Source organism: Pseudomonas sp. GL93, assembly GCF_003408955.1.
GTDB classification, from domain to species: Bacteria; Pseudomonadota; Gammaproteobacteria; order Pseudomonadales; family Pseudomonadaceae; genus Aquipseudomonas; species Aquipseudomonas paracarnis.
Genome location: NZ_NKRF01000049.1, coordinates 21,989 through 37,061 on the forward strand (window position 1 = coordinate 21,989; position 15,073 = coordinate 37,061).

At 61.3% G+C, this 15,073-nt stretch carries 11 protein-coding genes; 1 reads left to right on the forward strand and 10 read right to left on the reverse strand.

Features of this window, described 5'->3' with window-relative positions; genetic code table 11:
- Nucleotide 1: 1 nt before the first annotated feature.
- From CER19_RS07940 to CER19_RS07985, 10 genes are all read right to left on the reverse strand, one after another.
- Entirely contained in the window at nt 2-1,342 is a 1,341-nt protein-coding gene (locus tag CER19_RS07940) for a beta-galactosidase (RefSeq protein WP_116666026.1), read from the reverse strand.
- Complete coding sequence (locus CER19_RS07945) at nt 1,339-2,520, reverse strand: glycosyltransferase (protein ID WP_116666027.1); 1,182 nt, start codon at nt 2,518-2,520, stop codon at nt 1,339-1,341. Before CER19_RS07945 ends, CER19_RS07940 begins: the two co-directional genes overlap by 4 nt.
- Nucleotides 2,520-4,499: an exopolysaccharide transport family protein gene (locus CER19_RS07950; protein ID WP_116666028.1), complete on the reverse strand. Its 1,980-nt coding sequence runs from the start codon at nt 4,497-4,499 to the stop codon at nt 2,520-2,522. The genes CER19_RS07945 and CER19_RS07950 overlap by 1 nt, the downstream gene beginning before the upstream one ends.
- A gap of 70 nt (nt 4,500-4,569) precedes the next feature.
- Complete coding sequence (locus CER19_RS07955) at nt 4,570-5,397, reverse strand: polysaccharide biosynthesis/export family protein (protein ID WP_116666029.1); 828 nt, start codon at nt 5,395-5,397, stop codon at nt 4,570-4,572.
- Between the two features lie 6 nt (nt 5,398-5,403).
- Complete coding sequence (locus CER19_RS07960; RefSeq protein ID WP_116666030.1) at nt 5,404-6,315, reverse strand: glycosyltransferase family 2 protein; 912 nt, start codon at nt 6,313-6,315, stop codon at nt 5,404-5,406.
- Complete coding sequence (locus CER19_RS07965) at nt 6,315-7,775, reverse strand: mannose-1-phosphate guanylyltransferase/mannose-6-phosphate isomerase (protein WP_116666031.1); 1,461 nt, start codon at nt 7,773-7,775, stop codon at nt 6,315-6,317. The genes CER19_RS07960 and CER19_RS07965 overlap by 1 nt, the downstream gene beginning before the upstream one ends.
- Nucleotides 7,775-9,214 carry an undecaprenyl-phosphate glucose phosphotransferase gene (locus CER19_RS07970; protein WP_116666032.1) on the reverse strand — a complete coding sequence of 480 codons (1,440 nt, stop codon included), beginning with the start codon at nt 9,212-9,214 and terminating at the stop codon, nt 7,775-7,777. The genes CER19_RS07965 and CER19_RS07970 overlap by 1 nt, the downstream gene beginning before the upstream one ends.
- 517 nt (nt 9,215-9,731) lie before the next feature.
- Nucleotides 9,732-12,218, reverse strand: coding sequence for a TonB-dependent siderophore receptor (locus tag CER19_RS07975; protein ID WP_116666033.1), 2,487 nt, complete (start codon nt 12,216-12,218; stop codon nt 9,732-9,734).
- Between the two features lie 105 nt (nt 12,219-12,323).
- Nucleotides 12,324-13,274: a FecR domain-containing protein gene (locus CER19_RS07980; protein WP_116666034.1), complete on the reverse strand. Its 951-nt coding sequence runs from the start codon at nt 13,272-13,274 to the stop codon at nt 12,324-12,326.
- Nucleotides 13,261-13,776: a sigma-70 family RNA polymerase sigma factor gene (locus CER19_RS07985; RefSeq protein ID WP_116666035.1), complete on the reverse strand. Its 516-nt coding sequence runs from the start codon at nt 13,774-13,776 to the stop codon at nt 13,261-13,263. Before CER19_RS07985 ends, CER19_RS07980 begins: the two co-directional genes overlap by 14 nt.
- A 169-nt stretch (nt 13,777-13,945) precedes the next feature.
- Between CER19_RS07985 and CER19_RS07990 the strand changes: the two genes are divergently transcribed.
- On the forward strand, nt 13,946-14,575 hold the full coding sequence (locus CER19_RS07990) for a LysE family translocator (protein WP_116666036.1): 630 nt from the start codon (nt 13,946-13,948) through the stop codon (nt 14,573-14,575).
- The last annotated feature ends 498 nt before the right edge of the window (nt 14,576-15,073 follow it).

A 15,073-nucleotide genomic window follows, 5' to 3' on the forward strand; every position in this document is an offset into this window, starting at 1 on the left:
GCTACCACACCAGTATCTGCAAACTTGGCTTCACCACCGGGCGAATACCGTTGTCGTCGCTCAGGGTTTGCCGGGCGCCGGTCAGCGGGTCCAGCAGTTCTGCGCGTTTGATGCCGGGCAGGCTGATGCTGCTGCCTTTGGCACTCCAATACATCAGCAGGTGTTTTCCGTCAGGGCGGGTCCAGGCCACGCTGTAGAAGCTGTCCGGTACGTCCTGCAACTGCGGCGTGTTGCCGGGTTCAAGCGTGGGGCCGGTGATCTCCAGGAAGCGGGCGAGGGCGGTGTAAACCGGCTTGGGTTCGCCGTCTAGGTTCAGCAGGCCGTAATGCTGGTCGCGTGGCGAGGCGCGTTGGTCGAGGTCGGACAGCGCGAACAGGAAGATCTTCTGGTAGTCCTGGGACGCCATCAACGCCAGGCGGCGCAAGGTGTAATCGGCCTGCCCGTCGATACCGATCAGGTCCTGCATTTCCTTGGGGCCGGCGTAGCTGGACCAGCCCCATTCAGTGGCCCAGACCTGCTTGATCCCGGCACCGTGCAGCATCGAATTGAGTTGATCGCCGCGCAACAGCACTTCGTTTTTGCCCGGCTCATCGGTTTCCGGGGTCATCGAGTAGGGGTGATAGGCCGCGACCATGCCCAGGCTTTGCACGCCCAGTGCGCCGAGCGCTTCAAACATCAGGGTTTTGCCACGGGGAGGCATCTGGCTGTAGTACGCCATGCCGCCCATGACCTGCAGTTTGCCGGGCGCGGCAAGGTTCAGGGCCTGGTGACTGGCCAATAACAATTGCCCGTACTCCTTGGCGTCGACTTTGGGGCGCCAGTTGTTCGGCAGGTTCTGCTCGTTCCACACCTGCCAGGCATCAATATTGGGGTAGCGTTTGGCCAGAAGTGCCAGGCGCAGCGCATACACTTCCGGATCCCGCGGTCGGTACTGATCCTGGAACTGCGCACCCTTGGGGGCGGTGGTGATAAAGGGCGCCGAGCCCACCAGGTAAAACACCGAGCGCAGTTTTTCGGCGGACAGGGTGCGGTCCAGTTCATCGAAGGTGCTGAGCTGATAGTCGTCTTCCTTGGGTTCCAGGCGATCCCAGTGCAGGTCGACCCGCACCCATTGCAACCCAAGCTTCTTGTATTGCTTGATCTGCTGGCGGTACTGCTCGGGCGTGAACCAAAGGAAGTGCGCGTTCACGCCGAGAAAGTCCTTCCAGACGACGGTGCGCTCCGGGGCCAGGTTCACCGGCTGCGCATCGACTTTTTCACTCAACAGCAGGGCGCTACCGACGGCGATTGACAGCACCAGCGGCAGGTAGCGCCACAGTGGGCGAACGGATGACAGGTTCATCGCAACGACTCCTCACAAGCATCCCGAAATAATTCAGCAAACCGCTGGGCCGTGTTGGCCCACTGGCGTTGGCGGCCGATTTCTCCAGCCCGGGCGGCCCATTGCTGCGCCTGTTGCGGGTCGAGGATCAAGCGGCTCAAGGCGTTGCTCAAGGACGCTGTATCGCCCTGCTGATAGGTGATGCCATTGCCGCCGGCCACCTCTTCGGCAAAGGCGCGGGCGTTGGAGGTGATCACCCCGCGCCCGCATGCATTGGCCCACGACAGCGCGCCACTGGTGCCGCGCATTTGCCCCAGGAAACTGAGTTTTTTCGATTCGCGATAGGGCAGCACCATCACATGGTGCGCCTGGATCGTAGAAGGGATCTGCGCCGATGGCAGGTCCAGTTGCCAGTCCACCACATCCTCAAGATGCAGGGCGCTGATCTGCTCGCGCAGGCCATCGAGGTAGTTGCCGGCGGGGTCAAAAGTCATTTCCGGCGCGGTGCCACCGGCCAGGGTCAGGCGTACCTGGCCTCGGCATTGCGGGTGGGCGGCCAGTGATTGGGCCAAGGCCTGGAGCAGGTCCTCAATGCCCTTGCCACGGTAGATAAAGCCGAAATACAGCAGGCGCAACGGCGCCAGTGGCGGTAACGCCTGGGGCACGATGGGCAGGTTGCCGTGGGCAATCACCGCCACCTGTTCCGGGCGCAGGCCCATGCGCTGGCGCAGGCAGTCGCCGCCCAGGCGGGTGAGTGTGATCAGGCGGCGCATGCCTTTGGCCAGGCGCCGTTCTTCGTGCAAGGTCAACGGGTCGGCCAGCAGCGCTGCCGCCTTGGGCAGGGGGTGGGGCAGGCGTTCAAGCAAGGTCAAGGGGAAAAACAGCTTGGCCCGGCGCCAGATCAGGCGCTCCGGGTCATGCACCGTGGCGGTCAACGGCAGGTGTGGTTGCGCCCGGCGCAGGTACTCCAGCGCCTGGAACTCACCGAAGCGTCCACCCCCGAGTTCGGCATGCACCAGGTCCACGCTGCGCCAGTCGAAGGCCTGTAGACGCTTCAACTGTTCAGGCAGGTCCAGGCAGCCGGCGAGCGGGGTCACCACCTCCAGCCCCTGTTCGGTCAACGCATGGCGCAAGTGCGCGGCATAATCGGCGATCCCGGTCTGCTCCGGTGGCAGCGGCGCCAGCAGTGCGATACGCATCAGGCCGCCCCGCGCCAGCTGTTGAGCCGCGACAGGACCTTGGCCGGCACTTCGAAGCGGCGGCGGTTGAGGATCATGCCATCGACTTTACCGAACGCGGTGGTCAGCAACGACACGGCATTTTCGATAGTCGGTACGGTGCTGGTGCGGGCCTCGATCACCAGTACGATCTGGTCGGCGCGGCGCAGTGTCAGGAAGGCCTGTGGGTTGGAGGACAGCGCCGAGGCGTCCAGCAGCAATACTTCACCTGGCGTTGGCGCGTTCGTCCCATCGATCGAGACGCGGTGACCACGGTCCTCCAGCAGACGCTTGAGTTGCGAGGCGATAAAGGTCACACCCTCGCCATGCCGCGCCGAGGTCAGGCCCAGGGCAAAACCTTCGGTGGCGATACGGTCCAGGGGTAGCAGACTGTACAGGCGGTAGAGGCTGGCGGGGACGGCTGCCGGCGTTGCGTCTTGCACATCGGGAATGCTGCTCCACAGCGGCACATGGAACATCTCCTGCAACCGTGTGCCATCGTGGATGCGCTGGTCCAGCAGGTACAGCACATAGATGGTTAGCAAGCCCACGGCCACGCCGGCGGGAATGGCGAACAGCAGCATCAGCAGACTCTTGGGAAACACGCGTGCCGGGTTGAGGGTGGCGTGTTCGATCAGGGCGATGTTGCTGATCTGGCTGTTGTCCAGTTCGTGGTCGATTCGCGCCTGTTCAAGATTGTCCGAGTACAAGGCATAGCTCTTTTCGGCCGTGCGCAGTTGTTGGCTCAGGGTGTTGAGTTGCGGTTCATCAGTCATCGCCTGGTCACGCTGGGCGCGCAGTTCGGCAAGGGTCTTGTCGTAGTTCTCGATTTCCCCGGCCAGTTTGCGCTCTTGCAACTGGGCGTCGATCATTTGCTGTTTAACGTTGATCACCAGGCTGTTGGGCGCGGTGTTCTGCGAGCGTTCCAGGCGTGTAGCTTCCTGGGCGCTGAGGGCTTCCATGTCGCGGATGTTCTGCTCGATCTGATTGACCTGCGGGGTACCCGGCAGGTAGGTGCGCAACAGCCGAGCCCGCTCCACTTGCAGCGCATTGAGCTGGCGCTTGAGGTCGAGCTGGGTGGGGTTGAGGCTGGTTTCGCGCATCGTGACCACGTCTGCCGGCTGGCTCTTGATCTGCTGGCTGGCGTTGGCCAGGAGGCTGCGAATCCCCGATATCTGGTTCTGTGCGCTGACCTTGGCGTCGGTGACGCGGTCGATCTGGTTGGTCAGGTTCTTCAGGCGCGCATCGACACTGATCGAATCGATCTGCTTCAAGCGACCTTGCAGCTGATCTTTCAGGCTCTGGATATTCTCCGCCACCTTGGCGCGTTCGGTTTCATAGAAGGTATGCAGGCTCTTGCGCCCGAGAATTCGCGCACGTTCTTCGAGGTAAGCGTTGACCCATGTCTCGACGATTTTTTGCGCCACCGCCGGGTCGTCCCAGGTGAACGAAATCTCGATCACCGAAGAGCCCGGCTCGTGACCGGCGGTGAAGTTCTTCTCCAGTGAGGTCGCCAAGCGCTCCAGCGGGCTTTGTTTCTCGGCAAGGCCCACGAACTGCAGCACACTACGAATGCCATTGATGACTTCGCCAACGCCCTTTTTGATGTAGAACTTGGTGACCTTCCAGAAGCCTTGCGGCGGTTCGGCGGTCATCGCCCTATAGCGTTCGGCAACGATATGCACGATGGGCCGACCCGTGAGCATTTTTTCTTCGTCGACAATCGGGTCGTGTTGGGTGCTCGGGGCAATCAGCGTCTGGCGGTTGGCGGCCTCGATCGGCAAGGTGGTGTTATCCCGCCCCGGCTTGACCAGCAAGCGCGCGTCCGACTCGTAGCGGGCCGGCAACAGGAAGGCACCGAGTACGGCGATGACGATCGTGGTGAGTACGGCCAGTTTGAATTCGCGGCGGTAGATGAAGAACAGCCGCAGCAGGTCGCGAAGAGAGCGGATTTCGATCACAGGATCACTCCATTGCATATGGGGTTTACGAAAGGCGGGAACGCTTGGTTCGAGTGATACGAAGCCCGCTTCATAAACCTTGGCCTGCGTTGATGGTTGGGTTGTTGTAGATGGTGTTGCCGCTGTTTTTCACGTCGCTCTTGTTCAGGTCGTAATTCAAGCCAATGCCAATCCCCTTGTTGATCGGAAACAGCTTGGTGAAGTACATGTCCACGGCCTCCACCGTCGCGCCGATGCCCGACTGCGGCACAAAGATCAAATCGCCGCGCTGCAACGCCACCCGCGGGTGATTGGGGTTGGTCAGCATGCTCTCCAGGCTGATGAAGTACGTCCTGTACTTGCCATCGGGACCGGTGCGCAGCAAGGCCACGTTGGAGGCATCCGCCGAGGGCAATACACCACCGGAGCTGAGCAGCGCCTGCTCGACGCTGACGTTGCCGGCCAGGTCGAAAAACGCCGGGTTGGACACCGCACCGCCGATAAACACCTTGTTGCTCGGTGCGCTGGCGATGTTCACCGTCACCGCAGGTTCGCGGTAGATGCGCTTGTACTTCTCGGTGATTTCCTTGCCCAGGTCTTCGGGCGTGCGCAGGGCCGCCTTGACCCGGCCAATGTTGGGCACCGAGATCACGCCGTCGGGGCGTACCACGAACACCGTCATGTCATCGGCCGCCGCCGGTTCCTGGGCATCACGCACGATACGCAGCGAGTCGCCGCTCTGGATCAGCACCTGCGGCGGTGGCAGGTCGGCCAGGGTCAGCGCCGCTTGATGGCCGGCCTTGAGCGTATTGTTGTCAGGAAGCGGCACCCGCGCGGGGGTCGAACAACCCGCCAGCCAGATTGAGGCACTCAAGAGGCTGAGCAGGGTAAGACGGGAACGTCGGTTGATAGTCTTCATGACGGCTCAAGTCCAGTAGGTGGAAAACATGCCCAGGCGCCGTTTAAGCGCGTTGGGCAAGTGGCGTTCAAGGTGGCCGAGGCGATAGCCCAGCAATTTAAAGGCACTGCGCACCACCACTTCGGGGGCGCGGTACAGCGCGTTGGCCTCGCGCAATGCGTGCAGTTCGGCCAGCACATAACGTTTGCCTTCGCCGCCGGCGTCGCCAAACGCCTGGCGAATCCATGGCTCGCGGCCGTAGAACACACCGATATCGAAGTAGCGGCGAAACTCTTCCAGCAAGCGGTAATCGTGGGAGTGATACACCTGCGCGCTGGCGGCGTAGCGCACCTGGTAACCGGCCAGCAGCATGCGGGCGGCCACATAGGCGTCTTCACTGCCAATCACATCCTGGGGGAAACCGCCCACCGCGCTCAGGGCGCTGCGCCGGTACACCGAAAACGAGTCAGAGCTGAAGCAGGTCTTGATGCCCAGTTGCGGTGCATCGTCCAGGCGCTTGGTGCGGCTGGCCGCCGGGTAATTGAAGTGCCGCGACTGCGCGCCGAGTACGCCGGCGCCGGGGTGCGGCAGCTGCCGTCCATAGGCCACGCCATTGAGCGGGTCCAGTTGCAGCTCGCTGATCAGGTTGGCGAAGGTCTCGGCAGTGGCGGGGATCGCGTCCTGGGTCATCACGATCAAGGCGTCGCCGCCCACCTGTTCACTGGCCCAGCGCCGGGTACCGCCGTGGTTGAAATCACGCGCATCGATCCGCTCCACGCGGGCGCCGAATTCGCGAAAGCGCGCCACGGTGTCATCGCTCGATGCGCTGTCGACCACCAGCATTTCATCCGGCTGCAAGGTCTGCATGCGCAGCGCTGGCAACAGGCGGTCCAGGTGGCTGGCCGCGTTGCGGGTGGGGATGATCAATGACGTACGCATCAGGGCTTCACTTCAACCGGCGCGCGGCCGTAGATGTCGTCATAGCGCACGATGTCGTCTTCACCCAGGTACTCACCGCTCTGTACCTCGATCATCACCAGATCGATGATGCCGGGGTTGGTCAGGCGGTGTTTGTGGCCGGCGGGAATATAGGTGGACTCGTTCATGTTGAGCAGGATTTCGCGCTCGCCATTGGTGATCATCGCCGCGCCGCTGACCACCACCCAATGCTCGCTGCGGTGATGGTGCATCTGCAGGGACAGCGAGCCTTTGGGCTTGACCACGATGCGCTTGATTTTGAACCGCGTACTTTCCTCCAGTACCGTGTAGGTGCCCCAAGGCCGGGTGACGGTGCGATGCAGACTGAACGCCGGGTGATTCTGGCGCTTGAGTTCGGCGACGATATAGCGCACGTCCTGGCTGCGGTGCGCGTCGGCGATCAACAGTGCGTCCGGAGTGTCGACGATGATCAGATCGCGCACGCCCACCGCACCGAGTACCCGCTTGGGCGAGTCGATGTAGCAGTTATGTACGTCGTGCAGGATGGCCTCGCCATTGATCTGGTTGCCATTGTCGTCACTGGGCGTGAGTTGGCGCAGGGCTTCCCAGGAGCCGATATCGCTCCAGCCTATGTCGCAGGGCACGACCGCGACCTGGGCGGATTTTTCCATCAGCGCCACATCAATGGAGATATCCGGCGCGGTGCCGAAACCTTCAGGGCTCAGTTCGCGCTGGCGACTACTGCTGTTTTGCAGGCTCTGGCTGTGCTCCAGTGCAGCCTTGGCCGCTTCTAGAACCGCCGGGGCGTGGCTGGCCAATTCTTCCAGCAGGGTGGCTGCCTTGAAGCAGAACATGCCGGCATTCCACAGGTGCTTGCCGCCGTCCAGATAGCCTTGGGCGGTGGCCAGGTCGGGCTTTTCGACAAAGCGCTGCACCCGAAACCCAGCGCCCAGTGCCGGCCCTTGTTCGATATAGCCAAAGCCAGTTTCTGCTCGGTCAGGCTGGATGCCAAAGGTCACCAGGTAACCGGCTTCGGCCAATGCGCGGGCTTTTTCCACCGCCTGGGCAAAGGCGCCTTCATTGAGGACCAGATGATCGGCCGGCATCACCAGCAACTGCGCGTCTGCGCCGAAATGCTCTTGCACGTGCAAGGCGGCCACGGCGATGGCGGCGGCGGTGTTGCGGCCAAACGGCTCCAGCAGCAGGTCGAGGCCCAGGCGCTGGGTGTTCACCGCGCGGTAGTCGTCCAGGGTGCGAAACAGCAGGTCGCGGTTGGTCACGGTCAGGATGCTGTCGACGCCCGGCAAGTGACTGGCCCGCAGGAAGGTCTTCTGCAACAGGCTCTGGTCGTCGCGCATGCGCATGAAGGGCTTGGGCATGTTCTGCCGCGAAACCGGCCACAACCGCGTACCCGAACCACCGGAGATGATGCAGGGAATCAATCCGTTAAGTGGGTTCATCAATAGACTTCCTTGGTGGAAAGAACGGCCGGGACCGTCATGAAAACGATGTAGAGGTCCAGCCACACGGACCATTTGGCGATGTATTCCAGGTCGTATTCGACCCGTTTCTGAATCTTGAACAGCGTATCGGTCTCGCCGCGGTAACCATTGATCTGCGCCCAGCCGGTGATGCCGGGCTTGACCCGATGGCGCGAACTGTATTCGCTGACCGCTTCCTCGAAAGGAATCCCGGCCGCCTTGGTGGCCGTGGCGTGAGGGCGCGGGCCGACCATCGACATATTGCCCAGCAGCACGTTGAACAGTTGTGGCAGCTCATCGATGCTGGTCTTGCGGATGATCCTTCCCACCCGGGTGATGCGCGGGTCCTGGCGTGTGGTCTGGTTTTCGGCGTTGAGGTCGGTCTGCTCGACGTACATCGAGCGGAACTTGAACACGCGGATCAGGTTGTCGTTGTAGCCATAGCGCTTCTGGCGAAACAGCACCGGGCCCTTGGAATCGAGTTTGATCGCGATGGCGGTCACCAGCATCACCGGCGACAGCAACAACAGGCCGAGGCTGGCCAGCAGCAGGTCTTCGCAACGCTTGATAAACGGCGACCAGCCCCGCAGCGGCAACTGCGAGGTGTTGAACATCAGGATGCCGCCCACATCGGTGATGCGGTTATGGCCATAGCGCAGTGCGGCCATATCCGGCACCAGCATGACGTTCACCGACATCTGCCGCAGGCGCTTGACCAGCCCATTGATGCGCTGCTCGGCAGCCCAGGGCAGGGTGATCATGACCTGGTTGACCTGTTCGGAGCGGATCAGCTTTTCCAGGTCGCGGGTATTGCCTAGCAAGGGCAGGCGGCTCAACTCCTTGGGAATGCGCTCGGTACGGTCGTCGATAAAACCGATGAGGCCGGAACGGATGTCACTGTTGCGCGACAGGTGTTCAGCCACATGCACGGCCGTGTCGGTAAAGCCCAGGATCACGGTGCGCTGGAGGAATTTGCCGTTATCCATCAAATGGCGGTACAGGCGCAGCATCAGTATCCGCTCCACGCCAAACAGCAGCAGGCTCGCGGAAAACCAGAACACCAGGTTGCGTGGGCTCAACTGCGGGAACAGGAGCAGGATCTGGTACATGAACAACAGGATGCAAAACGCCGAGACCCACGCCACCAGCATCACGCGAAAACGCAGGCGATTGCTGAACAGGTCATCGGAGTAAACCCCCAGGGCCTGGAACAAGATAATGGTCAGGATCGCAAAGAACGCCAGCAGGCCCAGATAGTGAGTGCGCATGTGCTCAGCGACGGGATCCGGGTAGAACAGCAGGATGATCGCCGGCGAGATTGCGGTCAGCCCATGGATCAGTTTTACGAAAACGACAAAAAACTCAACGAAACCGGTGCGAGTCAAAAACAGGCTATCAACCGACGATTTACCGCGCATACATCAGATCCTCAATACACCACCAGAACGTTCCTATTCGTTTGCTCATCCATAAGGCAGGTATGCATTACAAGTGGTGCAAATCGAACGACTTCTGTTGCTGGGTAAACCGTAATGGCTGTCTAGACGCAGGCATTTACTGGGTGATGGCTAAATGGTGGCCCCATTGAGGGTTTGTGTCAATGATTTGGCTTTTAGTCCGTTTTCTTCGTTGCTCCTCTTAAGGCCTCCATGATATGACGGTTTGTTGACGTGTATGGCGGGTATTTCAGAATAATCGAGAATCGATGATGGCTTTTTGGAGTGTAGGAACAAACCTGGGGATTTGCCTGCCAGCGACGAAAAGCTTTTGCCGGCGGGAAGGAGGGGGCGGGACAAGGCTTTTTTGTAGGAGCGAGGGGGACGCCTAGTTCTTGCTCGCGAAAAACGTCAACGATAACGCGTGCTTCCTGAATAAACGCGGTGTCTGGGAGTTTTTCGCGAGCAAGCTCGCTCCTACAGGAGGGGTATGCAGTGCTTAGAAGTTGCCTTTGAGGCTCAGCGTGAGGTTACGCGGCTCCCCGTAGAGGTTACCCCAGCCTGCTGTACCAACGGTCTGGTAGTAGTTTTTATCGAACAGGTTGTTGCCGTTGAGCGCCACAGTCCAGGTGTCGTCCACCTGATACGCAATGCGTGCACTCCACAACGCATACCCGGCCTGCTCCAGTTTGATGGTTTGCAGGCGGTAGTTACTGCTTTGGGCGTTGACGCCTGCGCCGACTGTCCATTTCGACAGCGCACCGTCCAACTGGTAGTCGCCCCACAAACGCAGCATATGCCGCGGTACGTAGGTGTTGGACACCGCGCCTTCGGCGGCACTGTCGATGTTTTTCAGGTTCTTGGTTTGCGTGTAGGTATAGCCGCCGAACACCTGCAGGCGTTCAAGCAATTCGCCGCTCAGCTCGGCCTCGACCCCTTGGGCGCGCACTTTGCCCGTGTCGGTGTAGCAGTAGCCGTCGGAGGAGCTGCCGCAGCGGGTCTCGAAATCGGTTTGGGCGGCGTTTTTTTCGATGGCGCGAAACAGCGCCAGGGAGCTGTTCAGGCGCCCGTCAAACCATTCGCCCTTGATGCCCAACTCATAGTTCTCACCCATTTTCGGCTTGAGGGCCGAACCGCTGACCGTAGCGTAGGAGCTTTGTGGCTGGAAGATATCGGCGTAGCTGGCGTACACCGAAAGGTTGTCATTGAGGTCGTAGATCAGCGCGGCAAACGGCGTGACCACCCCGGTTTCCTTGGTGCGTGCATCCTGGTCGGCCCACTCGCCCCAGGCCAGGTTCAGGGACTCACGGCGGTTTTCATACCAACTGACGCGACTGCCCAGAACCAGCATCAAAGGTTCGGCCAGACGCAGGCGCAAGGTGGCGTAGGCACCATATTGAGTGGCGGTTTCCTTGACCGTGCCGCCACGGTACATGTTGGGCCAGAAAGTATCGTCGGCAGGTTCCGGGAAGTGGTGGTTGGGGGTGAAGACGCTTTGGCGCTGGGGCAGGTTGCGGATCGCATAGACATCGTCCTGAGTGCCACGGCTGCCATTGGCGCCGAGGATCAACTCATGTTGCAGGCCAAACGCTTCAAATTGACCATCAATGTAGGCATCCAGGCCGTAGTCCTTGTGATCGTAATCCAGCAGTGCGGCGTAACTGGTGAGCGTAGGGGCCGGGTTACCATAGTCCACGGTGCTTTCGCTGGCGGCGTATTTGATGTCTTGCAGGTTGCGGCTATGCACGGCGCTGACTTTGAGCTTCCAGTCGTCGTTGAAGTGATGGGTCAGATCAGCGAACAGCGTGGTGCGCTGGCTTTGCCAATCGTTCCAGGCCTGGCCCAGGCAGGTGGAGCGGCTCAGGCCGAGGCTTTTGCCGTCGCGATAACGCGGCAGGCCGCTCCAGCACGGTGTGGCGTCGACATCCTCATAGCTGGCCCCGAAGCCCAGGGTGGTGTCAGGGCTGACATCCATGTCCAGGGCCGCGTAAAACGCCTGGTCCTGACGCTTGGCAAGGTCCATGTAGGAGCCGCGATTCTGTTGGCTGACCGATGCGCGGCCACGCACCGTGCCGCTGTCGTTCAATGGGCCGCCAGTGTCGAGTTCGGCGTGGTAGTTATCCCAGGTGCCCGCCGACAGCCCGAGGCTGGTGGTCGGGGTGGCTTGGGGCCGCTTGCGCACGAAGTTCACTGCACCGCTGGCGGTGCCGGCGCCCTTGAGCATACCGGCGGCGCCTTTTAGCACCTCTACTCGGTCATAAATCGCCATGTTCGCGCTGAAACTGTCGGCCTGTATGTAGTCCTTGCCGATGTCCAGCGGCACACCATCGAACTGGTACTGGCCGAGCATCTTGAAGCCCCGGGAGTAAAAATACTTGCCGCCCATGGGCGATTCGTAGCTGGTGATCCCCGGGGTGCGCTCCAGCAATTGGTCGATGGTGGTGATGTTCTGGTCATCCATCAGCTTGCGGGTCATCACGCTCACCGATTGCGGCGTGCGCCGCAGGCTATGTTCACCCTTGCCGATGGTCACCGCACCGGTGGTGTAGGAGCCGCTGCCTTCGGTAGTGGCGCCCAGGCGGTTGCCGGTAATGGTGGTGGCGCTCAGGTTCAGGGCCGAACTGTCGGCCTGTTGGGGTAACAGTAACCAAGCGTTCGGGCCCTGGCTTTGAGCCTGCAAACCCTGGCCCTGAAGCAGTCTGCTCAGGGCCTGTTGTGGCTCCAGAGTGCCGCTCAGCCCAGCACTGCTTTTGCCGGCTACGCTGCCTGCGTCATACGACACGCTGATACCGGCCTGCCGCGCAAATTGATCAAGGGCACCGGCCAGTGGCCCGGGGGCGATATTCCAGGTGCGCGCCTGGCGTTCGCCTCCGGGTGGTTGGGCACCTGCGGAATAGGGCAGGGTACTGGCCGCCAGGCACGCGCCGAGAAGGGTCGCCTTGATGGCGTGCCTGAGAGGTGAACGCAGGGAGGGGAACGCTTGCATGACCGCGGGATGCTCCTGAAGGAAGTGGACAAAACCGGCCTGTTGATCGGCCTTTCCTTACAGGTCGAATGGCAATGAGAATTCACCTCATTTATTTTTGGCCGGTCACACGCGCGCGGAGACGGTTACCCAGTAACGGCTACGGTAGGTCACATCGATTGCCAGCGATTGCGCCACCAACTTGAGCACCTGGTCGGTGTCGTCCAGTTGGTAAGTGCCCGACACCCGCAGCCCCGCCACGGCTTCGCTGCAACGCAGCAACCCATTGCGATAGCGACCCAGCTCGGCCAGGAAGTCCTCCAGGCGCATATTGTGGGCGCTGATCACGCCGTCACTCCAGGCCCAAGGGTCCAGGCCGTTGTTGGGGGACGGGCGAATGCCGCTACGGTTGAACACCACTTGTTCGCCAGGCTTGATCACTTGGCGTGCCGTGCCGTCATGGCGGTCGTCAAACACCGCCACCGCCCCCTGCTGCACGGCTAGCAGAGTGCCTTGGGGTTCTTCGCGCACCAGCAAGCGCGTGCCGAGGGCGCGTAGGTAACCGTCGCGGGTATGCACCCATAGCGGACGGCGGTCGACGCCGGTATTGATCAATATTTCACCCTGGCGCAGGTTCACCAGCCGTTGTTCGGCGCTGGAGGTAATGTCGACGGCGCTGGCGCTGTTGAGCTGGACTTTGCTGCCATCCTCCAATGCTACCCAGCGCCGCTCGCCAGTGGCGGTGCGGTAGTCCGCCATCAAGGCGGGCAGGGGTGTGTAGTCGCGGCCCAGCCAGGCTAAACCTGCGGCGCCGGCAAACAGCCCGAGCAGTTTCAGGCCTTCACGACGGCTGATGTGCTGGCGTGCGCCGTCGAGTGCATGGCGACTGACATGCGCCGGCAAGTGGTTGAAATCGTCATTCAGGGTGGCGACCCGTTGCCAGGCCTGCTGATGCGCCTCGCTGGTCTGCAGCCACTGGTCAAAGGCCGCGGTGCTGGCGTCGTCGGCGGTGTTATAGCGCAGCTTGATCATCCACTGGATAGCCTGGTCGACCAGGCGCGAGTCAGGAGTCGGCATAGCGCAACCGGTAACAGGCGTGCAGCGCCTTGGACAGGTCGCGCTCAACTGTGGCCTTGGACACGCCCAGGCGCAGGGCGATCTGTGGGCAGGTCAGGCCGTCCAATTGGGCCAACAGAAACGCCTCGCGCACCCGTGGTTTGAGCTGGTCGAGCAAACGGTCGATGCGCTCCAGGCTGTCGAGGATCAGCAGCCGTGTTTCCTCGCTTGGCACCTCCATTTGCGCAAAGTGCGCCAGGCTTTCCAGGTAGGCGCGTTCCAGTTCGCGGCGCCGGTATTGGTCGATCATCAAGCTGCGCGCGATGCTGCTCAGGTACGCGCGCGGCTGCTGCAAGGTCTGTTGCTGACGCGCGTTGAGCAGGCGCACGAAGGTGTCCTGCGCGAGGTCAGCGGCGCGCTCATGGCAACCCGTGCGCCGGCTCAACCAGCCCCGCAGCCACGAATGGTGGGCTTGGTAAAGCTGGCCGATGGCGGCATGGTCCAGTGGGTGATCGCTCGACATGGTCATCCTGGCGCAGCAGGCTTAATTGATAATGTTTCGCATTCTAGACGTTGGTCGTGGCATTCAGCAATCACTGGGTTCGCTGCGTGAGCAATGTATCCAGCACAATTTTTTGTAGCGCCTGCCAGCGCCGATTAATCTGGATTTTTTCCCAGTGGACGGTTCAACCATGATCAGCCTCGTCACACTTGGCGTTTTCTCCGGCGCTGTATTGCTGTTGCTGCTGTCACCGGGGCCGAACATGGCGTTTGTCATCAGCCAGGGTGTCACCCATGGCTGGCGCGGCGGCGTGGCCTCGGCCCTGGGCATTAGCGTGGCCGACCTGTTGCTGACGGCATTGACCGCCATGGGGGTGACGGCATTGGTCGCCAGTTGGCCGCCGGCATTCGACGTGATCCGTTATGCGGGCGTGATTTACCTGCTGTGGCTGGTCTTCAAAACCTTGCAAAAACGCCCCAGCCTGGACACCGCTCACGTCGGCCGCGTGGCGTTGGGCCGGGTGTTTCTGCAGGCCATGTTCAACAGTTTGCTCAACCCCAAGGCGTTGTTGTTTTTCATGGTGTTCCTGCCACAGTTTGTGCGGCCCGAGGCGGGGCCCATCGCCTTGCAACTGATGGTGCTGGGCGGCGTGCTGACGTTGATCGCGAGTGTGTTTCATGTGTTGTTGGGCCTGTTTGGCGGGGCGCTCAGCCGCTTCTTCGCCAAGCGCACCAAAAGCGCCTGGCTGCAGAAGTGGGGCTTGGCAGCGGTGCTGATGGCGTTGGCCGTGCGCTTGGCGGTGATGTCACGTCCTGCCTGAAGACACGCGGGAAGCCAAACGAGTTTCTTCGTGGCGAGGGAGCTTGCTCCCGTGACGGTCCGACAGCCGATGCTCATCTACCTGACACCCCATAATCCAATTGTGGGAGCTGGCTTGCCTGCGATGACGGCCTGACAGCCGACGCTTCTCTACCTGACACCCCACGATCCAATTGTGGGAGCAGGCTTGCCTGCGATGACGGCCTGACAGCCGACGCTTCTCTACCTGACACCCCACGATCCAATTGTGGGAGCGGGCTTGCTCGCGAAGGCGGCGTGACAGTCGACACAGCTATACCGTGTACATATCCATTCCTGCGGTAACGGCCACTTAGGGTTCCGCCCTTACGGCGGCTCACTTTGCAAAAGCGGCAAAGTAAGCAAAACGCTCTTGCCCCACCGGCGTTTTTCAAGGTGGTTGTCGCGTCAACCGTTCTGCTATGCCGCTTTTTGTTCGCTCTGTTGGTCCCGATCCGGATTCAGCAGCACCGTTCCTACC

Excerpts from the sequence above, each read along its gene's own strand:
- CER19_RS07940 (WP_116666026.1), bottom strand. The coding sequence starts at position 1,342 with ATGAACCTGTCATCCGTTCGCCCACTGTGGCGCTACCTGCCGCTGGTG.
- CER19_RS07985 (WP_116666035.1), bottom strand. The coding sequence starts at position 13,776 with ATGTCGAGCGATCACCCACTGGACCATGCCGCCATCGGCCAGCTTTAC.
- CER19_RS07975 (WP_116666033.1), bottom strand. The coding sequence starts at position 12,218 with ATGCAAGCGTTCCCCTCCCTGCGTTCACCTCTCAGGCACGCCATCAAG.
- CER19_RS07970 (WP_116666032.1), bottom strand. The coding sequence starts at position 9,214 with ATGCGCGGTAAATCGTCGGTTGATAGCCTGTTTTTGACTCGCACCGGT.
- CER19_RS07945 (WP_116666027.1), bottom strand. The coding sequence starts at position 2,520 with ATGCGTATCGCACTGCTGGCGCCGCTGCCACCGGAGCAGACCGGGATC.
- CER19_RS07960 (WP_116666030.1), bottom strand. The coding sequence starts at position 6,315 with ATGCGTACGTCATTGATCATCCCCACCCGCAACGCGGCCAGCCACCTG.
- CER19_RS07965 (WP_116666031.1), bottom strand. The coding sequence starts at position 7,775 with ATGAACCCACTTAACGGATTGATTCCCTGCATCATCTCCGGTGGTTCG.
- CER19_RS07980 (WP_116666034.1), bottom strand. The coding sequence starts at position 13,274 with ATGCCGACTCCTGACTCGCGCCTGGTCGACCAGGCTATCCAGTGGATG.
- CER19_RS07955 (WP_116666029.1), bottom strand. The coding sequence starts at position 5,397 with ATGAAGACTATCAACCGACGTTCCCGTCTTACCCTGCTCAGCCTCTTG.
- CER19_RS07990 (WP_116666036.1), top strand. The coding sequence starts at position 13,946 with ATGATCAGCCTCGTCACACTTGGCGTTTTCTCCGGCGCTGTATTGCTG.